This window comes from Soehngenia sp., assembly GCF_055108775.1.
Genome location: NZ_JBSQIL010000020.1, coordinates 1 through 26,144 on the forward strand (window position 1 = coordinate 1; position 26,144 = coordinate 26,144).

The 26,144-nt window shown below is 30.6% G+C and carries 19 protein-coding genes and 1 pseudogene; all 20 read right to left on the reverse strand.

Annotated elements, in window-relative coordinates; all coding sequences use genetic code 11:
* Nucleotides 1-782: 782 nt before the first annotated feature.
* Nucleotides 783-1,136: a winged helix-turn-helix transcriptional regulator gene (locus tag ACTB1H_RS04105; RefSeq protein ID WP_463261568.1), complete on the reverse strand. Its 354-nt coding sequence runs from the start codon at nt 1,134-1,136 to the stop codon at nt 783-785.
* Between the two features lie 129 nt (nt 1,137-1,265).
* On the reverse strand, nt 1,266-2,168 hold the full coding sequence (locus tag ACTB1H_RS04110) for a conjugal transfer protein (RefSeq protein ID WP_463261569.1): 903 nt from the start codon (nt 2,166-2,168) through the stop codon (nt 1,266-1,268).
* Nucleotides 2,169-2,189: 21 nt separating this feature from the next.
* Nucleotides 2,190-3,188, reverse strand: a complete 999-nt coding sequence (locus tag ACTB1H_RS04115) for a bifunctional lytic transglycosylase/C40 family peptidase (RefSeq protein WP_463261570.1) — start codon at nt 3,186-3,188, stop codon at nt 2,190-2,192.
* Between the two features lie 433 nt (nt 3,189-3,621).
* A pseudogene (locus ACTB1H_RS04120) lies at nt 3,622-5,515 on the reverse strand (CD3337/EF1877 family mobilome membrane protein); the annotation flags it as partial.
* A 2-nt stretch (nt 5,516-5,517) separates the two neighbouring features.
* On the reverse strand, nt 5,518-7,965 hold the full coding sequence (gene tcpF, locus ACTB1H_RS04125; protein ID WP_463261571.1) for a conjugal transfer ATPase TcpF: 2,448 nt from the start codon (nt 7,963-7,965) through the stop codon (nt 5,518-5,520).
* Nucleotides 7,949-8,341 (reverse strand): conjugal transfer protein, encoded by a 393-nt coding sequence (locus ACTB1H_RS04130; protein WP_463261572.1) that lies wholly within the window; start codon nt 8,339-8,341, stop codon nt 7,949-7,951. Before ACTB1H_RS04130 ends, tcpF begins: the two co-directional genes overlap by 17 nt.
* A 102-nt stretch (nt 8,342-8,443) precedes the next feature.
* A complete protein-coding gene (locus tag ACTB1H_RS04135) occupies nt 8,444-8,944 on the reverse strand; it encodes an antirestriction protein ArdA (RefSeq protein WP_463261573.1) in 501 nt (166 codons plus the stop codon).
* 109 nt (nt 8,945-9,053) lie between these two features.
* A complete protein-coding gene (locus ACTB1H_RS04140; protein WP_009172902.1) occupies nt 9,054-9,275 on the reverse strand; it encodes a hypothetical protein in 222 nt (73 codons plus the stop codon).
* 44 nt (nt 9,276-9,319) lie between these two features.
* The gene (mobT, locus tag ACTB1H_RS04145; RefSeq protein ID WP_463261574.1) at nt 9,320-10,510 is read right to left on the reverse strand and encodes a MobT family relaxase; all 1,191 of its coding nucleotides are present in this window, start codon (nt 10,508-10,510) and stop codon (nt 9,320-9,322) included.
* 100 nt (nt 10,511-10,610) lie between these two features.
* Nucleotides 10,611-12,047: a hypothetical protein gene (locus tag ACTB1H_RS04150; protein WP_463261575.1), complete on the reverse strand. Its 1,437-nt coding sequence runs from the start codon at nt 12,045-12,047 to the stop codon at nt 10,611-10,613.
* A gap of 234 nt (nt 12,048-12,281) precedes the next feature.
* Nucleotides 12,282-12,548, reverse strand: coding sequence for a hypothetical protein (locus tag ACTB1H_RS04155; protein WP_463261576.1), 267 nt, complete (start codon nt 12,546-12,548; stop codon nt 12,282-12,284).
* A 21-nt stretch (nt 12,549-12,569) separates the two neighbouring features.
* Nucleotides 12,570-13,940: an FtsK/SpoIIIE domain-containing protein gene (locus ACTB1H_RS04160; protein ID WP_463261577.1), complete on the reverse strand. Its 1,371-nt coding sequence runs from the start codon at nt 13,938-13,940 to the stop codon at nt 12,570-12,572.
* A 68-nt stretch (nt 13,941-14,008) separates the two neighbouring features.
* Nucleotides 14,009-14,758, reverse strand: a complete 750-nt coding sequence (locus ACTB1H_RS04165; protein WP_463261578.1) for a hypothetical protein — start codon at nt 14,756-14,758, stop codon at nt 14,009-14,011.
* Nucleotides 14,759-14,843: 85 nt separating this feature from the next.
* The gene (locus ACTB1H_RS04170; protein WP_463261579.1) at nt 14,844-15,233 is read right to left on the reverse strand and encodes a YdcP family protein; all 390 of its coding nucleotides are present in this window, start codon (nt 15,231-15,233) and stop codon (nt 14,844-14,846) included.
* Nucleotides 15,234-15,255: 22 nt separating this feature from the next.
* Nucleotides 15,256-15,570, reverse strand: coding sequence for a YdcP family protein (locus ACTB1H_RS04175; RefSeq protein WP_463261580.1), 315 nt, complete (start codon nt 15,568-15,570; stop codon nt 15,256-15,258).
* 543 nt (nt 15,571-16,113) lie between these two features.
* Nucleotides 16,114-18,105 carry a DUF3732 domain-containing protein gene (locus tag ACTB1H_RS04180; RefSeq protein ID WP_463261581.1) on the reverse strand — a complete coding sequence of 664 codons (1,992 nt, stop codon included), beginning with the start codon at nt 18,103-18,105 and terminating at the stop codon, nt 16,114-16,116.
* Nucleotides 18,102-18,569 carry a three component ABC system middle component gene (locus ACTB1H_RS04185; protein ID WP_463261582.1) on the reverse strand — a complete coding sequence of 156 codons (468 nt, stop codon included), beginning with the start codon at nt 18,567-18,569 and terminating at the stop codon, nt 18,102-18,104. Before ACTB1H_RS04185 ends, ACTB1H_RS04180 begins: the two co-directional genes overlap by 4 nt.
* Nucleotides 18,562-19,689 (reverse strand): hypothetical protein, encoded by a 1,128-nt coding sequence (locus ACTB1H_RS04190; protein ID WP_463261583.1) that lies wholly within the window; start codon nt 19,687-19,689, stop codon nt 18,562-18,564. Before ACTB1H_RS04190 ends, ACTB1H_RS04185 begins: the two co-directional genes overlap by 8 nt.
* Nucleotides 19,690-19,856: 167 nt before the next feature.
* The gene (locus ACTB1H_RS04195; protein ID WP_463261584.1) at nt 19,857-20,870 is read right to left on the reverse strand and encodes a DUF2971 domain-containing protein; all 1,014 of its coding nucleotides are present in this window, start codon (nt 20,868-20,870) and stop codon (nt 19,857-19,859) included.
* 127 nt (nt 20,871-20,997) lie between these two features.
* Nucleotides 20,998-26,040: a sacsin N-terminal ATP-binding-like domain-containing protein gene (locus ACTB1H_RS04200; protein WP_463261585.1), complete on the reverse strand. Its 5,043-nt coding sequence runs from the start codon at nt 26,038-26,040 to the stop codon at nt 20,998-21,000.
* Nucleotides 26,041-26,144: the final 104 nt, after the last annotated feature.

Here is a 26,144-nt window from a genome sequence, read left to right on the forward strand (position 1 = left end):
TATTAATATTTTAATGTGTTCGGCTTTATGTGTCTACAATATTATACTAACACCAGTTGTGCCATTTTTAATAGACCAAGAAACAGGAAAGCTTACACAAGAAAATGAATCTGTAATAATACCTAAAGCAGTATGCATAAGATTTTTAAACATATAGTTTTCAAACAAAATAAAATTCTACGATGCTATTATCTTCAGTGTTATGGAGAAAAAAGTTTAGACTCAAATAAAATGTATGTAAGACACGCTAATCTTGAATAGAAAATAAAATTGGGCAGCCCGGTTGCCCAATTTTATTATGATTCATAGATTACTAAAGCGTATATATCATAAAAACTTAATATATAAGTCTTATGAATAGAGTTAGATTCGAAAGTTGAGCCGAGAAATAGATCGGTTTAATTTTAAGCTCAAATTACACCTTGAATCAAAAGTTGCTCAACCTCCATATGGTAGTTTGACTTACCTTTTTTATAATGTGTATCAAACTTCCTACAAAATTAAGCAATACATTTTCACAGCCTATTTAAGCTTTTTATTGTTAATTTTCTCTTTATTTCCTTTTGTATCATTTAATTATTGAATTCTGAAACATTTATGTATAATTCTTTGCTATGATTTTGCATTGAAACTCTATCATAGTAAAAACCTATCATAAATATTTTTTATTTTATTCAATTGTAAAATTGTTTTGCAGATAAAGTATTTTTTCAGATTTTGTCAAATTATATTCTAACATTTTTCTTACTTTAAATTTATACATCTCTAATGTTACCAGTTTATTATTTTTTCTTGAATTTATCAACAAATGATTTTCCCCATTTATCCATTGATGTTAAAATAGGAATTAATTCTTTCCCCATTTCAGTAAGTGAATATTCAACCATTGGTGGAACTTCATGATAAACAGTTCTATCAACTAATCCGTTTTGTTCTAAGTCTTTTAATTGCTGACTTAACATCTTTTGAGTTATTTCTGGAATTAATCTTCTAAATTCATTATATCTTATGGATTTATGTAGATTAAGATTCCAAATAATAATAGATTTCCATTTACCACTCAAAATTTCTAATGTAACTTCTATTTCACTTCTATAATGGTTACAACTAACTTTATTCAACCTATCTTTTGGCATACTTTCACCTCTTCTAGAATTAATACTCAAATTATAACACTATTTTAAGCTCAAAAGATAATTTATTCAAGTCTAACCAAGTTTACCTTATTTTTTTCACATCTATTTTTTTCAATATTGGATACCTATTTAAACAATCATCCAATTACTTTCTTTTTCTAATATCAAATCAAACTGTGAAATTTGTACTGCTTTTGTCTGCTGGTCGAGGTATTTCACTGATACAGATGCCTGCACTTGATTCCCTTTTCTTGTGTAAACAGGGTTCAACAATTCTGAAAACACATAGTCTTTACCGATTGGATTCAATACTCCATCCTTTACATAATAAGATAGTTCCTTTTCAGTTGCCATTGGATAGAGCTTAAAGAATGTCTTTAAGAATTCGTTAATTTCTCCTGTAGTTGCAACGTCAACCATTCCATCACTTTCTTTTGTCTTTGGCTGATAACTTGATTTTGAAGGTATGCTGCAAATGGTAGGATTCTTTATTATAACCATATTACCAATATCATCTATATAAACTAAAACTTCATAAGAAGATTTTATATCCTTTTTATTTTCACCTTCTGCAATTGTTTGATCTACAGTAAAAATTACTTTGAATTGCTTTTCTCTATCCTGCTTCACAGACCAAATCTCTACATTTTGAACAGTAGAGCTAGTAGGTATATCCCTACGTATGGTATCAACATTCAAAGTTTGTAATTCTTCCGTAAGGTATTTCTTAATTGCTTCATTTCTGCTTTCAATGGAAGCTTGCGATGGCTGCCACGAATAATAATCTTTTGCAAAATTCTTCACGAAATTTTCTATCTTATGGGTATCCACAATTTCTTTATCAATAACTTTAGTTTCATGAACTGTTTTAATGTTTATTGCAGTAAAATTTTTATATACTGCAAAACAAAAACTAACTATAAGAAGCACCCACAATGCAATTACTGTTTTTCTATGTGTATTTACTTTATACACTAGCAGCCTTTTAGTTTTCGACTGTTCCGCTTTCTTTTTTCTTTTCAAAAAATTCATCATATACTTTAATCCTTCTTTCTATTTTTTAATTCTTCCTGCACCAGCTAAATGTTCTTGCCAATAAGTACTTGTTAAATCTGCATAACCCATTGGGTCTCCAGCATGATACATACGATTGTTCCCTTGATATATTCCAACATGAGTAATATAAGTTCCAGCATCATAAGTCGAATGGAAAAACACCAAATCCCCAGCCTTTGCTTCTGACAATGAAATATGTTGTGTAGCATCATATTGTTCTTGCGCCGTTCTAGGTAAATTGATACCAACTTTTCCATAACACCACTGAATAAGTCCACTACAATCAAAAGAGGTTGTTGGATTATACCCTCCATATACATACTTCCAACCTTCATATTTCAAAGCTTCATTCATAACTTCTTGTACCGTTGAATCATCAAATTTTTCTGATGTTATATACTCTGATACCAGCAAAACATAAAACATATTCCCATAGCTGTACTTCCATCTTCTATTTTCTTTAACAGCTATCGGATTGTCATATTTTACTTTACTACCTCCAGACTTCTCATTTGCGAAATTCTCTGCAAGTTGAAAAGAGTATTTTTTTCCTTGACCTGCTACATAATCAATAAAACCACCACCATAATTGTAAGATTGTATAACTGTGTTAATATCACAATCCTTACTTTTAGCTGTTTTAAGCAGAGCAGCAAAGTACTTGCAGCCCTGCTTTATAGATTCTTCTGCACTTAATGTATTTGCTGGAAGTCCTTCTGATTCACTTGATTGCATAACATCTTGAAGTGTTCCACCTGATTCTACCTGCATAATAGCAAGTAAGTAATTGACATATTCTGAAATTCCATATTCTTTAGCATATTTTTCAACCATAGGCTTATATGCCAATACTTCTGCTGATACGCTAACCCCATCATAATTAATATTTGAGCCTCCATTTTCTTCATCTGAAAAAATTACAGCGACAAAGAAAAGCAAAACAAAGAACACTGCAAAAATCCCAAAGGTTAGAATAATGAAATGTTTCTTTATCATTTCTTCTCCCCTCTTTTCCTTATAAATTGAGGACTTTTAGCAATTGTAAATTTCTTTTGCTTATTTGCTCTACGGTTAACAATAATTTTATTTTCTTTTATAGATTTTCTTTGAAATTCTTTCTCTTTTGAAACAGAATATTCAACTTTAGCAGGCTGTTTTTCTATGTTTGAAATCCGATTATTTTGCTTACCAGATACAGGTTTACGCTCTATTTTCCTTTGAACTCCATCTTTTCTCACAATTTTACGTTCTTTATTTAATATTGGATTATCTGGATTGCCACCATTTAATTTTTCTATAGGTTCTTTAATATTTTTTTCATTGGGTCTGTTAGTAATCTTCCTATCTTTGTTACCATTTGTTATAGTAGTTTGCCTAGTTTTCACTCCATCATTTTTATTATGATTAGCTGTAGTTTCACGTGTTGAAGTTGTAGCAGGTCTTTCATGTAGTGAATTATTCATTTTATTAGGCTCTATAGAATTTTGAGCTTTGCTTTTACGTGCTTGCTCCATCTTCGAGCGACGTTCTGCAATTGTCTCTCTTCGTTGATTCCCTTTATCTTTTCTTCCTTGCTGTCTTGCTTTTCTTGTACCTATTACACTTGTTTTAAAGTCAGAAATTTCATTCTTAATCTGTGATTTTCCATGATACAAAGCATACCTTGCATTTACTGGCAAATCCTGTGCTTGTTCTTTAAATCCCCCTGCCATATCTTTGATATGGTCTTTAGTATCCATTACCTTTCCTACTGCCTGTCCTGCTTTTTCACCAAATGATGTTTTATAATTTTCTTCATTTTGACCATCTGGTCTTGTATGGTCTGCTTTTGTAGCTCTTGAAGCAGAATCTCCAGAATAATTATTTACTTTTTTACCTGTATTAGATTTCTTTCCATTAGCTGCAATTGAACGTCCAAGCTTATGTTGTAAGCGGTGCATATGAGCCATCATAAGCATACGTGGTCTTCTTAAAACCTGCCTTCCCATGCTTTGTGATTCGCCACTTTGAAGTGAGAACATGCTCATTAAATCACCAAGCTTAAAGTAAACACCTGCAAATGTAACTATTTGTAAAAAAGCTATTAGAAAGAAAGGGTATGCAGTAGATAAATTATAAAGCATAGTAGAAATGCTAAAAGCAGTCGTTACAATAAGTGTAATACCAGCTCTTGACATAATAGTATTAAACAATTTCATGATAGCTCGCTTTGTCATACTTTCAAAAGTTGGTATCATACTTAGTAGAAAACTCACTGGTAAAAACATTGCATAAATGATAAACAAAACCTGTGAAAAAATCATAATACCAGTAAGCATGAATACAAAAGCAGAGATTCCAATGTTGAATATAAAAAGAAAAAACACCATTCCCAACCTATTAATAGTTTTTGTAATGGTGAGATTAGTATTTTTCTTATCTTCTATTTCTGATTTTACTACATCCTCTCTGTCTTTACCGTTATTAGTGTCAGGGCTTGTAGAAAGTAAACTTTCCACTCGATTTTCACCAACAGTTTTTATATCTGAGTTATCATATTGCAGTAGTAACCAAGGCTGTTTTACCTGTATTGAAAATAAACTATCACGAATAAGGTCTACACTATCTTTACCCTTACTTTTAGTATTTGGCATTACAATTTTTGTACCAATTGACAAGCTAGCATTACTAATGTCAGCCGAGAAACCATTAATTTTTTGAATATAGTCTGGCGCATAAGCAATAAATGCTGCTGACAGTACAAACACCACAATAAAATTTACAACTGAATGGATGGCTTTTGTAGTTTCCCTTTTGATAAGCCCTATATAACCAACATAAATTCCAAGTATCAAAATGAAAATTAGTAAAAAACCTCCATAGAATCCACTTGTAGAAAAGCCACTTGTACTAATACCTGCTATAGTCTGCATATTCTTTCCAATTGAATCTGCTGTTGCTGATATAAAATCAAGAGAATATGCTTCCTGTACTAAATAACCTGTAGCATTAGATAAAAAGAGGCTAATAGTCCATATGAAATTTGTAATTGCATATAAACCATACATAACTTGTTTTCCAATGCCATCAACCCAATTCCAAGGCAGCCAATCCCAGCTATTATCTACATAAAAATCAAGTTGGTAATTATCTAATGGATATTTACTGTATTCATTGCCTGCTTTTACTGTATCATCAACAAGTCCTGCTGCATGCGCTACTGTTCCAACCATTGCCAATATAAAAATAGCAATCACTAATACCATAAGTACCGTAATTGCTATTTTTCCTGCACGACGCCAATTAAATTTTCCTTTCTGTTTCTTTAGTTTTTCTTGCTTCATTGCTACACCTCTTTTCTAACTGGTGGACGTGTATCAAATGCGTGCAGTAATTCTTCAAAAATTGGATGGAATTGTATTACACCAACTCTACCGTATAAATCACTAAGAAGACATTGTCCATTTTCCAAATCACGTAAGCGTTTCTGATTATTTTCATCCTCCTTATCTACTCCGAAAAATTCTAAAGTTTTCTTTATCTCATTAATATCTGTAGAACGGAAAGCAAATTTTAACCCAAGATTATTTTTAAGTTTTTCATCCAGTAAATCGTCAGTGTTTTGTGTTACAAAATATACTCCTGCATTCATAGCTCTACCAGCACGCACCAGCTTCATAGAAAGTGTTTTCCCCTGTGCTACCTGTAAGAAACTCCAAGCTTCATCAAGGTCTACAATTTTAAAAATGCTACGGTCAGAATGTATAAAGTCGAGAGCAAATGTACTAATAACAATTAACATAGCCACTGACAGAAGTTCCATTGTAGTATATTCCTCAAAAGATGTTTCTTTATCTGGAAGTACCAAATCAGCAACTTGTATAATATTTAACTGTTTTTCTAGGCTTATTGATTGAGATATAGATCCGTCTGAAAAGAGTAAATGTGCAAAATCATAGTCTATAAACGATTCGATATGCTCTGCAATACTATTACTTATGACAGTATTTTCAGCTCTTAATTCATCTATAACTAATAAAAGCCCTCTTTTTTCACTCTTTGTCACAGCTCTAATTGCCTTTCTCAATACTGGAAATTTTTCGCCATCGCGAGAAGAAATACCTGTCAGAAAAGTTAATATATCAATTGCTAAACTTTCAGAATCCTTTGGTCTTTTCATAATCACATAAGGGTCAAGTAGTCCTTTGTTACTCTCTTCACTTGTAAGATTTACAATATTGATTTCTTCCGCAATTTCTGGTAGTGTCTCTTTCCAGTTTCCACGTTCTGACTTAGGGTCTACAATAACAGCCTGTGCCCCAAATAGTACAGAGTAATAAACAACCATATTATTTGAAAATGATTTTCCACCACCCAATGAACCAACAAAGGCAGCAGCCAAGGCATTAGTTACAGAACCTTTAACCCCTTGACTTGCAAGGGCAGGTTTTAAATATACATTCCGTCCTGTATCAAGGTTATATCCTATATAAATTCCTTCTGTTTCTCCTAGCATTTGAGTTGCTCCAAAGCCTAAGCCAGCAAGGAAATCAGAAGTAACATATTGTATATAGTCATTCATATATCTTTTGCTTGCAGGAATAAATTCATTGTGTAAGCCCATCATATCCCCAAAAGGTCTAACAAGCTTAACATTCAAATCATCGTAAAAGTCTTTAACCTCATTACATCTACGTTTCAATTCTTCTAGCTCTGGTGCAGATACCCTTACTACATAACTAAGTTTATACATGGATTCCTTACTTTGGTCTAAGTTTGTTTCAAGCTCATTTACACTGTCCAAGGCTTCCATAACATTTGAGCTTGCTTCTGTATCGCTTTCCAAAGCGTGGTTATCAAGGTCTTTTAATTCCTTTTTCTTATTACGAATGGTAGATAAAGCTTTCTTATTTGCTACTATTTCTACATTCATACTTGTATCAATTGGGAAAGTAAATTGCTGCTGCTGATAATAGAAAATCTCAGAAGATGGGAAGTCCAATTCTCCAACAATAGAATTAATTGTAAAGTAAGCAACATAAGTTGTTGTTTCCTCATGTTCAATTTTTAAATATCTCTGGTTTTCTTCAACCAGACAGCGAGTAGGCTTCAATAAATCATAGCGTTTTACCAAGGTTTCATGCTTAAATTTCTTATTAGGTAAGTAATACTCATAATCTTCATAAGCTGTTCCTGTTTGACCATACAAATGTTCAATAAGATAACCAAAATCATTTTTATTTAATTTTCTTACTTTAAAACGCCTAGATATTTTATTTTCTAATAGTTTTTCCATCTTTGCAAAACGTCCAATTTCATTATTACTCATTGAAACAAAATCACCCATAGCCTTGTGATTTACGTCCTTTAAGAAATCTGAAAGTGCATTTAATACTTCTTGCCTAATATTTTTTATTGTTAATTCCTGTTCATTTAACAGAAGCTTAAAACCAATAAAAAATCTATAATCAATCTGATTATCACCAATCATGGAAATTAATGCTTCTGCCTGTTCGTCTATTTTTTCATATGCAACTTCTTTAAGTCTTCCTGTTACTTCCTGCTTAGAGCGTTCTTGTGTTGCCTGTATGCTAGATTCTGTGCTAATTTGCAAGGCATGAATTTTCCCATCACGATTTTGGGCTATTAACTGACGGAAGCTGTCATGTACAATAAATTTCTGTTCTGCTGACAAAAAAGAATAATTATATGGTATAAGCTCATAGTAAGCAAAACATTCTCCATCATGATTCCAAACCAGATTATTTTCAATATATTTAATTGGATATGTCATAAACTTCACTCCTCACTATTGTTATTGCCTCATTCAACTTCTGATTGTGAAGCTTTACTGGTTTTCCTGCATAAGTTACTTTAGGTCTTACAATATATGCAATGACTGATTTTAAAAATCCATAAGGCTTTTTTCCGTCAAAGGTCTTCTGACACATAAACCAAGTAATAGCCATAGGAATTCCAAAATACTTTAGAAAAGCTCCATTTATCATAGAAAGTGGCGGTAAATTTCCTAACAGCATGACAGCAAATAGTGATAAAACAAACCATGTCATTTGTGTAAAAGTAATTGGGAAAGGTAATTTAAAGTCATTAATAGAGTAAAGCACTTTTTCTACTGACCAAATACTTGTATAACTTCTTATTTTTTTCATGTAATGCTCCTTTCTTTTTTACAATAGAAAAAGGCAGCTCTATAAATAAGAACTGCCCTATAAAATCAATTATTTATTAGTTGAGTGTTTACACTTGGCTTTTTATCCTATATATTCAAACACACCATGAGCTGTAACAAGGAAATTTCCATTCATCTCTAAATCACGTCCATAAGCTTCATAGTCAATATAGTTTTGTAAACTAGCTGGTACTTCCCCCAAAGCTCCTGTCTCTTCAATATAATAGCGAGCTACATCTTCCATATCATCACAATCTGGATAATGTATAATATCATCAACATGCTCCGCCATTTCTTCAAAGCTACTGAAAAAGGTTCTTTGAATCTCTCTCATTTCAATTTCGATAGATGTTCCTTCCAGTTCCTCAGCCAAAGCACATAAGCGGTTAATTTCTTCAATTGGAGTATATTCATCAATATCAAAAGGTAATTCATAATCATGTATGGCATACTCTTCATATTCACCGTTTAAGCCTATTTTTTCTTTCATGTCTTCTATGTCAATAGGTGGAGTAAACCAAGCTCCAACCAATTCACCTTCGTTGTATTTACCTAAATTTGCAATATAAACTTGCAGCTCCATATAACAGCATCAAATCCTTTCTAAAATTAACTATAAAAAAACAGCAAATCTCATTAGATTCACTGTTTTAAAGGAAATTAATTTTCTTTATTGAATAAATTATTTATTATTATGCTCCTATGATTTTATTGAATAATTGTAATAGAATGTCCTTAACCCCAGATGCATTGAATACAAGACCAACAGCAATTAAAGCAATAACTAAGAATCCTATAAGCTTTGAAAACTCACGTTTGAATCCTAAATATACTCCAATAACCACAATTGCCATAAGTACTAAAGATTGAGCATTTGATAAAAACCAATTATATAAATTTTGACCGAAATTCATAAAATTTCTCCTTCCACTATTTAAATTATTTGATAGATAGCCTTTTACTCAGGATAAGTTATCACCTCCTTAGCTGTAGCTGCTTGCTGTTTTAAAATCTTCTCATGTTTTTCTTTAAGCTCTGCATTGGTTATAATTTCTTTTATAAATTGTGTGTTATTAATTTCATCAAGCCTCATAGCCATTTTTAAAGTTGGTGCAACTTGACGAGAAATCCAATTCAAAGTTTTTCTAAATGAATAAGGCTCTGGCTTTGTAGTAAGTTTCATTGATTCTCGATTCTCTCCAATAAACCAAGCCCATTCATTACTTAATTTCCAATCACTGCGAGGTTTTTTATCCTCTTTATCCACAAAACGAACATACCTGTTGATAATTTTAAAAGCTGTGCTTTCTGGATTGTCGTAATACATCAAATCTCTAATAGCGTAATAAGCTCTTTCATTTTTCAATCTAATTTCAAAACGATTTTTGACTTCTGCATCTTCTATTGGAATATTATTTTTCTTATACTGTTCATAATCTTTTTCATAAATGCAAAAGTAAACCTCACTTTGTAATGAACCAATGTATAGCGTATTTCCCATACATTCCTTTTCATCTTTGCGTACAAGTTCACCACTTCTATAATTCTTAAAACTACGAAAAACAGAAACACATTCCTCATTCCTGCATTTTTCTGTGAGATTAGGAATATTTAAAATTCCTAATTTGTCATTTATAGCAAGATCAAGACGTTTCATTACACCACCTTCCACCAATGCATCCATAAAAAATTCATACCAGCTTCGCTCTTGCGCCAAAAGATAATTTTCAAACTGACGGCAGCCACGCCCCTTCAACTCTACAAGCACACCTTTTTCTTCTTCTCCAGATACAAGTATAAAAATATCCCCCATGCAATAATGCTCTGAATAAGAATAGAAACCATAATCCTCATGAAGCATATATGATAGTTTCAGCCTTAAAACATCTTCTACAATATGCTTAACATCAAGTGTTGGGAAACGAATTCTAACATAGTCAAAAAGCATTTCTAGTGGCATATCTGGATTAAACCGTTCTAATGCTTTTGAAATAGATACTTGAATCTCTGCTGATGGACTAACCTTGCCAGTTTCAATGTCACTTAAATACTGCCTTGTAATCCCAGCAGCTACCGCAAGCTTGTTTTGTGAAATACCATATTGCCCTCTCTTTTCTTTCAATTCTTTTACCCATGAATCTTCTTTCAATAAAAATTCCTCCAATCAAAAAGGCGCATATCAACTCTTAATATAAGTTGATATACGCTGTATTTTTAATTTTTTATTATTAAAATAATCTCAATTGTCACTATTTTTTAAGATATATTTGTGCTCTAAAGCTTTTTAAAAATCCTTCTAATGCATTTCCGTTTTTAGAATTTCCCATACCGTTTTTAGTTACATACTGTTTCACCAAATCAATATCTGCTTTGTTAAACACCCAAGTCTGTGCTATATGCGACCAATTACCATTTTTACTTTTAATATTATTCATAGCTTCCGATAATGTATTACTATAATCTGCTTCACTCTTCCATTTTGAAGTAGATTCCAAGCCACCATTAGCATAATCTTTTGAGTAATATTTAGGACTGATAAACCTTGCGTATTTCTTTATTCCGTCAAAATCCATAGCTCCTTCCTTAGTTGCTTCTGTGTCTACTATAGCAACTTTTATCTGTTTTTCTGTCCTATTATTATGGCTGTCTATAGTCACATATGTTACAGTAGTTTCACCAGAGCTTGTAAATCTAGTAAATTTAGAAGCTGAATAATTTTTAACCCTCACCGTTGTTGTTCCATCTTCTCTATCTGTAGATTTTACTGTTCTTAGAAGCTCCGATTCTGTAATTACTCCTGTTTGTGCTTCATATAAAGTAAAGAAACGATCATACGCGCTTAAATCTGGTGCATAATCCCATATTGCATAAAAATGAAAGGTATATCCATTTATACTTGTCAGATTCTTAATTGTCTGCTTTTCTGTAAACTTAGCTGAAAAGACGTTAGGATCTGTATTCCATCCTAAGTAAGTATTAGGGTGAGTTGGTGGAGTAAATTTCATTGCTGGTAAAGTATAGGATTTATCATATTTACAAGTCAATGTTTCCATCGTACCGCTTCCACCATTAGCATGAAATACAATATAATAAGTATTTGCTTCTGCATTTGCCTTTAAGCTTACATTTCCAGTTACCATAAAAGTATATTTTTTATTATTAGAGCTATAAGTACCGCTCCAATTTGCCCAAGTATATCCTGTCTTCACATTTGCATCAACAATCCCGCTTGCGCCATAATAATAGCTTCCTCCACCTACAGCACTCTCTATTCCTATACCAGCACTCACACTCACAGTATATTTCTTTCTTGTAACAGAAATATAAGAAGTCTTCTCCTCTTTCGCTGTATATGAAATACTTGCTGCATTATAGCATTCATCTTCTGCCCTTGACCATGAAACAGTTTCACCATATACATAATCTTTGTTAATTACTGCATCATAACTTCCGTAATCACCATTAGCTTGTTGATACCTTACATACACAATTTGTCTTGGCTTTAATTCAGTAACATAATTTATAGTTTTATTAAAATAACTGTGCAGGGAGCTAGGATTATCCCAAGGCGCAGCATTTGCAATTCCAGAATAGTTCGTATATACTTTTCCTCTGAAGTTTCCTTCTTCATCCATAGAACCACTATTTTTACGATTTCCGTCTTCATCAATCTTAATTGTTGTCATACAACTATCTACTACCAAATAACCGCCATTAATTATAAACTCATTGAAACTACAGGGATTTCTAAGTGTTTTTTGACTGTTTCTTGTTTATTTGTGCCCCCCTGTTAGATACGGGGGGCTAATATATGCAGGCGTGGCTATCGCCACACCTGCAAGCTGGGCAGGAATCACATTCGGCTTTCGCTTCGCACGCCGCCTGCGCTTCCTGCCCGCTTCTTATTGTTTTAAACTTTTTTAACTAAAGCCAAGATAAGATACTATTACTTGTCCATCTTCTACGTTAATATTAAACTCAAATCTTATAGGATATTCTGCCTTTGTTTGTCCATAATCTAAATAAACACTACAAATCATATCAGCAGTAAATTCAGAAAAAACACTTTGCAATAATCTAGTACCCGATGATTTACAAAAATCTGCTGCCTGCTCTTCAAAATCCTTAATGTATTCATCATAACCTATAATTTCTTCAACATTTTCAATAGAATACATTTCTTGCATGAAATTAAACACCTCCAAACTTTAATCTGTTTTTTCTGTTTTTACAACTAATTTATCTATTTCATTTAAGAAATTATGACCTTTAGGTACAAGTGGAGTATAAAATTCAGATATAACACTTGTACCTGTGTCTACATATCCCCTTCCTTTAATTTGCTTTAAGAAAAAATCTTTGTCAGTTTCACCAAACATCATTCCATAGCCCATTTCTGACATACGACCCAATGCTACACGAAAATTAAACTGATCCCTAATTCCATCCCCAAGATACTTCGCATCTGGTCTTTGACAAGCAAGAATCAAAAAATATCCTGATTGTCTTCCAAGCATAACAAGCTGTTTTAACTTATTAAGAACTGCTGTACTTTCCTTGCTCCCTAGCATTTCCATAAAAGCAACATATTCATCAAAGATAAGAAAATTAGCAGGCAAACCCAAATAAGCATAATTTTCACCTGTTTTATATCCTTTCATTTGCTTCATATCCTCGTTACGCTTCATCATTCCATCATAAAAATTATCAATGCAAGCAATCATATCATCCCTTTTATAATAAACATTAGTCATAACAGCTTCCAAATCTGCTAGATCTGCATTCTTAGGATCAAGTACATAAAGTATTGAATTAGTATGCAGCAGAGCTTCAATCAATGTTAAAATAAAATAACTTTTTCCACCACCTGTACCGCCTGCAATAAGCATATGAGGAAGCTTATCATATTCCCAGTAGATATTTTTCATTAATCTTAACTTTCCATGTTCAGCCTGCACATCTTCAATAGAAATACGGTTTGCTATTGTATCATAAAGTAATGTGTATTCTACATAAGAATCCTTCAATTCCTTGTCAGTAAGTTCACAATATAAACCACTTTCAAGCTTTTTTTCAAGATGTAAGAGCTGGTCTTGGTATTTACCTAATGTAATTTCTACTTGAATATGAATCAAACCATTTTCAAGCTTGTAGTACATCTTTGGAAAATGAGTTATTTTTTCTTTTGTTTTACCAGAAGGTAAGTCCTTAAAAAAACTATTTGATTGTGTCTGTTCTGCTTCATACCACTTATTCTCTAGTATCATTCTTGCTAATTTTTGTCGGTGTATAAACTGCTTGATTCTATCGTATTGAAAGTGATAATATAACCATGCTGAAAGTAAACTTACTACTCCTGCACAAATCATACTAAACACAAAATAAGGAGTAATATTAAACTGTAAAGTACTTCTTTTTAAAACACTTACATTTTTGAAATTTATATTCAAGACTTGCTTCACATTAAGTAACAAAAACATCATGCTGAAGATTGCTGTTAATGAAGTAGTTGCAAAATTAAAAACCAGCGATTTATCGCTGGCTCTAATTTTCTTTCCTCTATTTTTATAAAACTTCATTTTTCCTCCTTTCAAGTTGGTAAGAGAAAAGCTGTAAACTTATAGAAATTTACTGCTGCTAAATACTTTTATTTAATTATAGCCACCTGCTTTTTACTCGTGATATCAGCATAAAAAATATTGAACTTTCCTGTTGATTGCCACTTTCCAGCAATAATAATTATTTTGTCTCGATTTTCATAAATACCCTTTTGTATATCATGAAACAACTTTTCTTCATCAAATTTCAAAATAAAAGAATACTTTCTACTTGCAATAGGTGCTAATATCTTAATTTCTAATTCTTTGGAATTATAAAAGTACCCGATGGCTTCTCCCTCTATTAATCTATATCCAAATACACCTTTAGGATACATATACTCGCTTCTATCATCAACAATCATTTGTCCAATTTTAACACCATTATAGGTATCAATCGAATCAAACGATTTACACATATCATATATTTGTCGAATAGTTCGTAATGGCTTTTTTCTTGGAGTACCTGTTCCATGTGTACCAGGAGTTTCCTTTCCAGAAATTGATTGGCTAGGAGAAGTTAATGCTTCTAACGCATTTTCAAAGTCAAATGTATTTTCATCATGTTCATATGGATTAAAGCCATTTGAAGAATCAAAAGGACATTTTGATACATGCCGATATTCTCTACGATTAGCACTAAAATAAGCAGAAGAAGAGCCATCTACACCACATATATACATATGTGCATCACAATCAGGATTTGGGCAATAAAAACGTGTGCTTCTATTCTCTTTTGTAGCATCTTTAGCGTAAAATTTTATTGTTCTAAGTTTATCTTTAAAGACATACATTGACATATTGCTTCACCTCTTTGTCTTTCTGTTGATTATTTTTTGAGTATAGCATTTTTTGTAAGATGAAACAATATTTTATAATACATCTTTACTTAGATTTTGGCAATTGTGAACTCTGTGATTGATTATTACTTATCTGAGAACTGTTCTGTTTCCCCTTAAGTACAATATCATCTGCTTTAATATACCAGTCTACATCAGCACCTTGAAAAGTAGCATTAGCTACTGTATCTGCCACCGGATTAATGATTTCAACTTCTGCATTGTAGTCAAACTCCTTTAAATGTACACTAGCTGGAATACTAACTTGAATCATTCTACCTTGTTCTCTTGATTTTAAATCGTAAGTACGTTCCTTGATTTCTTCTGATACTGTACCATCTTCATTTTGTAAATGTACCTCACGTCTTAAAGCAGAAAATTTTAAATTTCCAAATGTAGCTTCCTTATCAATAACAATTCCATTTGCTAATCTCATATAAATTTACCTTCCTTTCTCTTTATACTTCTACCATGTCATCTGCATGGAGAATATAATTTGTAAATCCGCGATTTCCAATTTTATAACCTTCTGCGGTAATTCGCGGATTAATGAGCTTTACTCTTTTTTCAACTTCAAAATGTTTTTCGCCTGCTTCAACTGGAAGAATAACAACAATATCATCTGCCCTTTGAATGTCAGAATATAAATTATAGCTGCGTGATAAAATCGTATTACGCCCATTTATTCTTCTTTGTTCAATATTCCCTTCACCAGCATATTCTAAGTTTCCGAATGTCTTTTCCATGTTTGGGATTACATATTTTAGTTCCATATTCTTTTACCTCTTTTCTTTTTATATTTAAAATAAACAATTTACTTCTGACTTTTTTCTATTCTGCTATATAAAAAATACCCAAATAACTGTATTTTATCAATGGCAAGCTTTGTGCTACGCACCCTTGACAAAATTCATTCATTTAGGTAAATATCAATTAGGCAGAATAAAAAAATTGTATTGTCTTTTAATGGTGGTGAACGTTCCTTAATTTTCTTTTGTATCTGAATCACATCCTTTCTGATTTTTTAAAAAAAATAAGCGCTCATCCATGCGCGCAAAAATTAAAAAAGGGACACTATTATTTCGTATCCCTCAACTTTTAAACCTATTCTATTGGCTCTTTACACTATATATAAATAAACTCAAAAACTCTTTGATTGCCGCCTGAACCCTTTCTTCTGATAAATTAATCACAGTTAATTTCACTGAAAAGAGCTCCAACAGATTGCTGAAGCTCTTACTTGTAAGTTTGTGAAAATTGTTTGTTTTTAATTATGGACATAAAAGTTAATGAAGATTATTTTTATCAAAACTATATTAACCTACTGGACATATGAAACCTTTTTTTCTCCAACGTCTTCCATTTACAAGTTCCTCAAAATTATTATTTTTCATATTTAAATTATCAGCGTGATCAGTTACAATAATTTGAGGTAAAATATTGTATTCTTCATAGGTTTTCAAACAATGATCATCTAATATATTGAAAAAATTAGTAACAGCATCTAAATCTTCATCTGCTTCTAAGTTGTCTTTATTTATATCGTTTGATAAAACTTTATGATCAAATGCTTCTGAAAAATCAATTGCATTTGGAAAATAAACTTGGCTAGGTTGATCCAAAAACAATATTGGTGGAATCATACATTTGTTATTACTACAAAAATAGTTCTGCAACGCTAAAAACAAACAAATATGACTATACAACCAATTTGCGCCACTTCCCATAGATCTTAAAAATATTTTCTTGTTTTCTTTCTCATGCCATAAATCAAAAGTAGATAAACTAAATTTCAAATTAATTGGTTTATAAGCTTCTTCAAAGTCCAACTTTTTACCTATTTTCTTCATATAACTGTTAATATGTCTTTCAACTTTCTTAATTTTATTATCAACATTGTATTTACTTTCCAATTCATCTTTTATAGTTGATATTTGATTTCTTATTTTTTCTTTTTTATTTTCTATATCATTCTTTCTATTAATCAATATCTCTTCAAAGATGCTTTCCATTTTCATTAAAAGCTTTTGAGCTTGTTTTTCTAAAGACTCTTTTTCTTTTAATTTTTGAGAGATACTTTCAATATCTCTTATTTCTTTTAATATTGAATCAATTTCCTTTTCCTTTTCTTTAATTTCTTTCATTATTGAAGACTTGTCTTTAACAAATGAATCTAAAAGGTACGGAGTCTTCTTCAGTTCTAAATTCAACCACTCAAAAGCATCGACCAATTCATTTGTCGTATTTTCTAATACTTGATTTTGGGATTTACAAAATGGACAAATGCTCTCTGAATTAGTTTCGATATTAAAATCAGAAATTGTTTTCATATCATTTTTATATTTCTCAATAGCCGTTATTGATGTGTGAATTTTATATTCTTTATTTTCTAATTCTCGTTTCTCAATAAGAATTTTATCTCTATTTTGTTTTAGAGTATTTAATCTATTCGTGTAGGTATTATCTTTATAGTCAATATCTATGTTTATATCCTTTATTAATTCTAAATATTTCTTCGGATTTAATAAAATATTATCAATATTTTCTTCAAACAACTTCCTTCCAGTTATAATTTGATATTTAGTAATATTTTTTTTAAGTGTGCTTTTTAATAATAATTCATAATTTAATATTTTATCTTCTTCTTTTTCCAGCGATTTCAACATCCGCATATACTCATTCAAGTTTTGCATTAATATGAAATAATTTTGGTCTACTATTCCCATAAAAATTTTAAATTGCTCAATTGTTTGTTCTCTTTTTTCTTTTTCATCAAATCTGTAAAAAATAGAATGCTTATTAGCAACTAAATTTTGATGCTGTAAAATAAATGACATAAAGTTTCTGATAGATGGTCTTGGGTTTTTTTGATTTCTATTTTGACGTATTTGTAAATCAATATCTGTATCATCGATGTCTATACCAAAATAATGTCCTAATTCTAATTTAAAATCTTTCTCACTAATAAAATAGTCTTCTTCAAAATAATTACTATTAATATTTCCAATTTCAATTTCATCTTCAACTTTAATATAAATTTTCTTACCTTCTCTATATGGTTTTCTTGCCAAAATTAAATTAGAATCACCTAAAGCCAATATTGTAAAGTATAGATTTGCTACATCTGTTATAACTCCTTCTGGAACAGTAAATTCTGAGCTTCCAAGACAATAATCAAATATTTCAATTAGAGCACTTTTTCCTGTTGACGATTTTCCTGTAATTATATTTAAACCTTTATAAAAAGGTACATAATGCAAATTATCACTACTATCTATTACTCCTATGTATTTTACAAATGCATTCATATTTTCTTCACCCCAAGCATTCTATATATTGTAACAATATCATTAGATTTTAATATAACGGAAAAATTTTTTATAGCTGTATACTCTTCACCAAATTTAAAAATTTCATTTTGTAAAGCTTTATCTGTTCTTATAAGACTTTTATTTTCATTAAGTTCCAAATACCCATTTACTAGTGCAATTTGAATACATTCATTAGTAATATCTTTATATTCCTCAATCATTTGCTCTAAGCCTACTACATTACTAGAACTTTTAGTTAAAGATAACAGATTACAACCGATCCTATTAAGATTTAACAATTTTTTTCTACTATCTTTATTTAATATTAGAGGTAAGATAAGGTAAGATAAAAGTATATCTTTTTCTTGATTTTCATATGATGAATAAAAATGTACAATCAATTCCATTAGTTTAAAAGGATTATTTAAAATAGTATATATATTATTTATAGCTCTAGACATTTTCATCACCTAGTTTCCACTTAATATCTTCATTAACATCATCTGCAATCATATGCAGTATACCATTTCTAAATGTCTTTGGTGTATCAGAATAACTCATGAACTGTGGTACTTCATTTGTCATAATATCATCGTAAAAATTTTTTGATTCTTTTATGCAATCATCACCACAAATATTCCTGCTTGCCTTTCTATATAATCTTTTATAATTTTTTTTAGCTTCGTCCTCATAATCAACATATTTCCCTTTTGATACTTGACGTGTTAAAAACTCAGTTATTACCAATGAATGTATTTCGACATATTCTTTTATTGCATCTTCAATTTCTTTATGGTACTCAATCTCTTCTATTTTTTTAACAAATAAATGGCCTTTATATTCTTCATATTCAATTTCTGTACAACATTCTATCCTTGGAAATAAACTTTCTTTATCAATTAATAATTTACCCAATTTCTCACACTCATTATTGAAGTCATCGCATGTTATTTCCCATTTATCTTTATTATCACCTTTTGGCGATATTAAATATCCAAGTAAAGATCTTATATAATTATCCTGATTCTTCTTAGGAATGTTTCTAGCATATTTCATACATAATTGATTATATAATTCTACATCATCAGGATTGGACGAAACTATAATAAATTTTTCTAAAACATCTTTTAGTTTAATTCTATTTTCATCCTTAATAACTTCTTCTATTAATTCAAGTTTCCTTAAATCTTTCTTCTTCTTTTGAGCATATTTATTGTAAATTTCCTCTAAAACCTTAAACTTCTGATCTACATTTTTTGAATTCCAATCTTTCAATTTGGATCTCTCCCCAATACTCTGCGTCGTAAGCAATATTAATGTTTCAAATGCCTCAATATCAAAATTTGCGTCCACCCAATTTAAAAGAGTATTCCACAGGTTTTCATGAGTATCCGTTAAGCTATCCTTATATTTTTTAACTTCAATTTGTGATTTATCCTCTAAAGTTACATCACCAAACTTTTCTATTAATAGCTTTCTATTCTCTGGTAATTCAAATGCATATTTCAGTGCTATATAAAATTGATAAACAATACCGTCTATTGATGAAGATGCATCATTCCTAATTTTTTTATCACTCATACTCCCACCCCAAAAGCTTTCTGTACTAATTTAAACTGAAAGATTATACCTTAAATTGTTAAATATTCTTTAGTTATTATTTTACAATATATTCTATAAAATTTCCAATATTTCTTCCAAATTTCAACATTAAATTAATTAGTACTTATTTCTAATAGATCAGGAATTTAATATCTCAATGGGATATTAGATTTTCTAATTATAAAACTAGGCAATTCATAGCCAAGAGAATTAGTAAGTTGAATAATGCCATTAGCCATTTGGTCGTGGTGTTGAGTAGGAGATATTCCAATACTATCTATTCCCCAAAACTCTTCACTATTACAACTACATATAGGTATCTTTAAATATGGTACGGCAACACCATTTACTATTCTAAAATCATACATTTTTATGTTGGCTTGTCCGTCTTTATAAAATAACTTGTTTAGCTTATTTTTAGGTGCAATAACTACAAATCTATATTCTTCTTCTGATGCAAAACTTTCATCTTTAAAAAATACTGATATATACGAAATCCACTCTTTAAAATCTCTAGCTATTTTTAAATTTATTTCATTGCATTTTTCGTATTCAAGCCAAAATTTATATATGTTATTCATTCCTTTCAATATTCTACTTTGCTTTTCATCACTACTATAAATAACTTCACCATTTTCAATAACTACTTCTATCTCTTCATCTATCCATTCATCATCCAATGCCGGTACAAATAAACCTATATTATATCCATAATATGCTCCATTTTTAGCATAGTATTTCCACATACTTAGGCTATCACTATTCTTTGATGTTGACATAACAAAATAACGAGAAAGTTCGTTTTTTCCATTTATATCATAATATAAATCTTCATATTCACTAATTCTTATGTTGCTCATCAGATTATAAAAATCTTGCTCATAAATTCCTTTATTTTGATTCCAAAATAAATCTAATTCTTTATTAATCCCCAATCTTTCCCTATAATCATTAAGAAATTGGCAATCTGTAAAAAATATTTGTCTATTCCTCAAAATTCCTAAAAGCCCTTCAGGTGAGGTATAATGATAAAATGTTCCTGCCAAAGAATCAATAGCTGAATGTTTTGATATATAATTATTAGCCAAAGTATTCTTACCTAATTTTTTCTTATGTGAAATTTCCTTTTTCATTACATTTTCTTGCTGACTTTTTACCATATTACTTTAATCCCCTTTTAATTATGTAACTTATTTTATTATCCTAATTCTGAATCTATATTAACTCAAGCCTTACAGCTGCTTGCTATAAGTTATTTAAGATTATCTACACGTAGATATCTAGTTATTAAATATTTTCATTTTTTATTTCTACAATAACATTTTCATAGCTTGAATCTAGAATCGCTTTTGGATTTTGATCATATCCAAGTTCTTCTTTTGTATATATATACACTCTATTAGAAAGATAGTCTTGCAATAATCTGTCTGTAATATACTTATTACTATATATGACTTCCGATATATCGCCACTTATTGCCTTGACTAAATGATGAGTCCATATTCCATTATTCAAAATATCACTTGAATAAGAGCTTTGTCCTGGTTGGCAAGATAAAAATATTGCATAATACGGAAATTCGTTGGTAAGCAATTTTAGTTCCTCATCATTAATATCAGAAATTTGACTTCTCTCATTTTCATCTTGGAAGCTTTGTGCACAAGCATCTATAAAAATAAGTGCATCTTTACATTTAGATTTTCGTAAAGGATCAAGTAAAATTTTACGTAATGAAACTGCAGTTTCTGCTATATGATATTGATGCATATCATAAGTTGATAGATAATTTGTGATACCATTATGAAAACCATGTCCTACATAATAAAAAACTAAACGATCTTGTTCTGTTAAAGAATAAAATAAATTTCTAAAATCATACTCTAAAGTACTTTTCAACGCTTCTGCATCAGTAATCATGTAAATATCTTTTTCATCTACATTCATTGATTTAATCAACATTGCTTTAAATTTCAGTGCATCATTAATAGCATATTTAACGTTTGATATTTGATTTTCTTGTCTAGGGGCATAGTGTTCTATTGCTATAATAATCGCTATAGTTTTGTTAATATTAGAAATATTTAATATGGTTTTATCCTCTGGTACCTTTTCTTCTAAAACACTATTAGATTTTTCTCTGATATACTTTTGCTTCCCTAACAATATTTCATTTTCTGCTTTTTCTGTTTTGATCACAAATATAGATTTTTCTCCACTTTTTAACCAGTCATAAGTTACTGTTGGAATCGGTGAAAGTAGAGAAATTGCTTTTTTTATAATTTTAACTACCTCAAAATCAGCACTTAGTCCAACAATCTCATTTGACGTAAGTGAGGTTTCTTTAAGTCCGAAAATCAAGGTTCCTCCATCCGTATTAGCAAAAGACGAAATAATTCTTGCTATTTTTTGTGGAGCATATGGTATAGCATTAAAATCTAATACTTCAGATTTTGAATCATTTAGTAATGTTTCAAGTTCAGAGTCTTCAATATCAATATTTTTTACTGGAATTCTATTAATGCCAGTTTTTTTCAGAAGTTGCCCCAATGTTATTTGTTTTGGGATGTTTATACCATCTTCACACCAAAGTTCAGCATCTACATATTCAAGAACATCAAATTCAGAGGTGTAATAAATCAGTACTTCATCATTATCTGATGGTCTGGCTACTACTGTTATTTCATTTCCATTTTTTGTTACACCACCAATAATACTATCTGCCATCTTATAAAAATGTGAGCAATCATATTCCGGTAATTCCTTGAGATATTCCACTACATTAGTTACTGCTCTTGGAATACGTTGTTGTATATACTTCAATCGACCATACTCTGGTGTTGATAAATGAAAGAATTCAGGGGATATCTTTTTTTCATTGATTGCAGTCTCAATATCAGCAAAAGAATTTATTTTTTGATTCTTTGTTTCACACTCAAAATCACGTCTTATTTCCAAAACTTCTTCTGGTATATGGAGTTCTTCCTGCATAAAGTACTTTTGAATCTCATCATCAGTAGATCTAAGTAAAAAGTCTAATTTCTTATCGTGTCCAACTAGATGAAAATAGCGACATAAATATTCAGATAACTTTAATAATACACTATTAGCATTCCAAGGATTCGTTACATAAAGACTAGTTTCATCCAAATGAATATTCACACTCTTAATAAAATCAATACCTTTATACGCAATTTCAAGCTTTTCAGCTTGAAAAATTTCTAAGGTTTCAATTTTATCTTGTAGTTTTTCTAAGCTCTCTCTTGTATTATCATCACGCTCTTCATTTTCAATCCATATTTTAAAATATGGATTAATAATCTTCAATTGATTTTTCAAGCTCGAACAAACTTCTTCTTGAGTGTGAACTAGCTCAAATTCACTTTGTCTCAATAATTTTACTTTAAAGTACTTTAAGAATTTTTCTATGTTAGGATTTTTTTTGTTTTCAGCACTAATCATTATAAAACAATACTGATCTTGAAAAATAACTTCGTTACCATCTAAGAAATATTTTAGAGTATTGCATTCTGTGAATTTATTTTTCGTATTTAGCAAAAGTCCAGCATCAGCCCATTCTTCAACTTTTGAAATTTCATCAGTACTCCAATTAGTACATTGAGCTAATAACGCGGAGTAAATAGATTGAATTTTTTTGTACATATCATTCTTTATGATTCCGTTGTCATCGATATCTAATGAGATTTTACTGAGTAATTCTAAGTAGTCTGACAATTCTAAGCTTGTTCGAAAATTAAAGAAAGCTTTCCAATCTGGAGATAATTCTGGTCCATTGAATACAGGTAAATACTTCCCAGCAACAGCTTTTATCTCTTCTGTGTTAATAAGTACAGATTCTACAGTTTCACATTTTCCCGAAAGAGTAGGAATACATTGTATATTTTTAACAAACCATGGAACAAAGTTTTCGACTTCATTCCCGTTTGTCCGTCCAGGTCTATTCTCATGGCCCCAATATGCAATTGCTGGTGCTTTGATAATACTTGGCGAATAGTTTTCTATATAATCAGACCAAAATTTGAAAGCAAACTTAGGGCTATTTTCTGTAAGTTGAATATAGTTCATAGTTGTTATATCTCTGAAGAAATCCGCTGTAAAAGTAGTTTGGAATGGAGTAAACTTTTTATCCTTAGTTTCAAAATATTCACATTTAAATTCAGCATTGATTAATTCCAATTTAGAATATTTATTTTGGTATGACAATGCTGAAATTCCTTGATTAACTCCAAGCATCTTAAAAAAGCGTTTCCATTCATCCTTCTCAAGAGCATCTACACAATAAGTTTCACAGACAAAAATATCTTCCTCTATTATTTTTTCAATTTCTAGCCTTGGTTTATAATAATCTGAAAGAAAACAATCTTTGGCTGAACACAAGGATCCTTTTTTAGTAAGAAGTTTTATTCTAGATAGCTGTTTTATCAAATCTTCTTTAAGATTTCCCTTTCTATACAAACTAAACAAATCTCGAATTGTTTGTATAGCGTTATGGTTTGTTATATAACTATCGATATTAGGTATAATAGTCTGGGTTATATATGTTATATCTGTTTTTTCTTTTACTCCTAAACTTTCTAACCAATGTCTACTTTCTGGATCTTCGAGAAGCCAACTCTGCAATTCTTTATGCACAAAAGATAAGTCACTATTAGGATTATCCCAATTTTGATCATCTGCTGTGGGAAAACATATCTGATAAGGGTAATTAATACAATTCTTATGATCCCAAATAAATGGGAGCTCCCTAAGTACTTTTTCAGAAATATCTTTAACCTTATCCGATTCACAGAGTCTCTTGAAATATTTTATAAGCTCAATATTATAAGCTATTGTATGTGAATAAGTAAAATGTGTTGAAGATAGAAATGATTTTATATGCTTCCACTCAAAGCATGAGGAACCTAGTTCCTTAAGTTTATAGAAAAAATTAGAATCCCTGGCAAATTGCTTAGAACAACCAAACTCTTTTGCCCTATCCCTATCAATAAATTTCTTAATAGGCTCTTCACCTATGAATTTTTTCTCAGATAAATACGTAAAATCAACTATTGTGTCTTCAATTTTAATTGAAAGTCCTTCTCTAGAAATAACAAATGGAACATTTTTTAGTGCTTCTCTAATTCCCTCATTAAATTTTCGTCCTAACTCGTCAGAAATGGTTTCCTTAGGTATTAATTGATATGCTTGAAAATCAAACTCAGTTTTCACTAGTTCTGAGATCCACTTAAAAATTTCAATGGCAATTATTTTAAAAAGCCATTGGTTCCATTTTGAATCAGCATGAAGTGATTCACGATTAGCGGCAGTTAAAAAGCTTGTATTAACAAGTACTGGCAAAGAATACTTTGTTTCATCAGTTGGTAAATATGAGTATAGGAGTTTTTCTTGATTAGAAAGCTCTGTAATCCCATCACTCCCAACTTTAGCAGCTAAAGACAACTCTATAGAATCAGCATTGAGTAACTTCTCTGGAATATTTCTTTCATCTTGCAGTACAGCCCTTACATCTTTAGGGACTGTTAAATTAATTATCTTTATTAACCAGTCAACTTTTGCTCTGCTGCCTTTCTGTAAAGTAATTCTATCCTTTCTTGTTCGATCTATTTTAACAGTAACTGCTTCTGTTATATCAAAATTAATTTCACAGATATTTTTAAGAAATAAAAACATATTTAAATTTTGAGATAAAATTTGAGCAGCCTGACTCGTCTCATTCACATTCTTCATTTGAATTATTGTTGCAACATTTGCGTTATTTTTTCTAAGAAATTGATCAATGCCCTCCAAAACTTCTTCTACTTCTGTATATATAGGTATTATCTGCCAAGGAAATTGGAATTTTCGGTCGTTATTTTCCTCCCAAACTACCTTTGTTTCTTCCTCCCATTTCCATTCGAATGGATATGAAGCATCAAATCTAAAATATTCCTCTTTTGTGTATATCGTTACGTTATCAGATTGTCCAAAAACTGATTTAAAACCAATTCCTTTATACCCTGTTTTTGTCAAATCTGATTTTTTTGTACCATTATTTACATTACAAATTCCTTGAAGATCACGAGTAGTGAACGGTTTCCCTGAATGAGCAACGACTAAGTTATCACCAAAAATTTTTATCCATACTTTGACATCTTCACTATTTTGAGAAGAATCATCTGCATTTTGTAAAAGTTCATAAATAAATCGCTTTGAATCTGTATATAAGTCACCTGATAATGCGTTAAGTGAACTTGCTTGATTTACTGCCTGACTAGGGTTTGCATAATTGGTATTGTCTAAAAAAATTTTTTCAATGTCTGCTTTCAAACTCATTTTGATCTCCTTTCCGCATCTATTACTTGCGGCACATATAGTAATGAAAAGTAGTTTTCACTATCTTCAAATGGAATAGTTATACAATAAACTAGATCGGAAGA

What these genes read in the sequence shown, in the direction of transcription:
- ACTB1H_RS04200 (WP_463261585.1), bottom strand. Translation starts at nt 26,040, where the DNA reads ATGAGTTTGAAAGCAGACATTGAAAAAATTTTTTTAGACAATACCAAT.
- ACTB1H_RS04175 (WP_463261580.1), bottom strand. Translation starts at nt 15,570, where the DNA reads ATGGAACTAAAATATGTAATCCCAAACATGGAAAAGACATTCGGAAAC.
- ACTB1H_RS04170 (WP_463261579.1), bottom strand. Translation starts at nt 15,233, where the DNA reads ATGAGATTAGCAAATGGAATTGTTATTGATAAGGAAGCTACATTTGGA.
- ACTB1H_RS04110 (WP_463261569.1), bottom strand. Translation starts at nt 2,168, where the DNA reads ATGAATTTTTTGAAAAGAAAAAAGAAAGCGGAACAGTCGAAAACTAAA.
- ACTB1H_RS04150 (WP_463261575.1), bottom strand. Translation starts at nt 12,047, where the DNA reads ATGACAACAATTAAGATTGATGAAGACGGAAATCGTAAAAATAGTGGT.
- ACTB1H_RS04195 (WP_463261584.1), bottom strand. Translation starts at nt 20,870, where the DNA reads ATGGTAAAAAGTCAGCAAGAAAATGTAATGAAAAAGGAAATTTCACAT.
- ACTB1H_RS04130 (WP_463261572.1), bottom strand. Translation starts at nt 8,341, where the DNA reads ATGAAAAAAATAAGAAGTTATACAAGTATTTGGTCAGTAGAAAAAGTG.
- ACTB1H_RS04140 (WP_009172902.1), bottom strand. Translation starts at nt 9,275, where the DNA reads ATGAATTTCGGTCAAAATTTATATAATTGGTTTTTATCAAATGCTCAA.
- ACTB1H_RS04155 (WP_463261576.1), bottom strand. Translation starts at nt 12,548, where the DNA reads ATGCAAGAAATGTATTCTATTGAAAATGTTGAAGAAATTATAGGTTAT.
- ACTB1H_RS04165 (WP_463261578.1), bottom strand. Translation starts at nt 14,758, where the DNA reads ATGTCAATGTATGTCTTTAAAGATAAACTTAGAACAATAAAATTTTAC.
- ACTB1H_RS04185 (WP_463261582.1), bottom strand. Translation starts at nt 18,569, where the DNA reads ATGTCTAGAGCTATAAATAATATATATACTATTTTAAATAATCCTTTT.
- ACTB1H_RS04135 (WP_463261573.1), bottom strand. Translation starts at nt 8,944, where the DNA reads ATGGAGCTGCAAGTTTATATTGCAAATTTAGGTAAATACAACGAAGGT.
- tcpF (WP_463261571.1), bottom strand. Translation starts at nt 7,965, where the DNA reads ATGACATATCCAATTAAATATATTGAAAATAATCTGGTTTGGAATCAT.
- ACTB1H_RS04190 (WP_463261583.1), bottom strand. Translation starts at nt 19,689, where the DNA reads ATGAGTGATAAAAAAATTAGGAATGATGCATCTTCATCAATAGACGGT.
- ACTB1H_RS04115 (WP_463261570.1), bottom strand. Translation starts at nt 3,188, where the DNA reads ATGATAAAGAAACATTTCATTATTCTAACCTTTGGGATTTTTGCAGTG.
- ACTB1H_RS04160 (WP_463261577.1), bottom strand. Translation starts at nt 13,940, where the DNA reads ATGAAGTTTTATAAAAATAGAGGAAAGAAAATTAGAGCCAGCGATAAA.
- ACTB1H_RS04105 (WP_463261568.1), bottom strand. Translation starts at nt 1,136, where the DNA reads ATGCCAAAAGATAGGTTGAATAAAGTTAGTTGTAACCATTATAGAAGT.
- ACTB1H_RS04180 (WP_463261581.1), bottom strand. Translation starts at nt 18,105, where the DNA reads ATGAATGCATTTGTAAAATACATAGGAGTAATAGATAGTAGTGATAAT.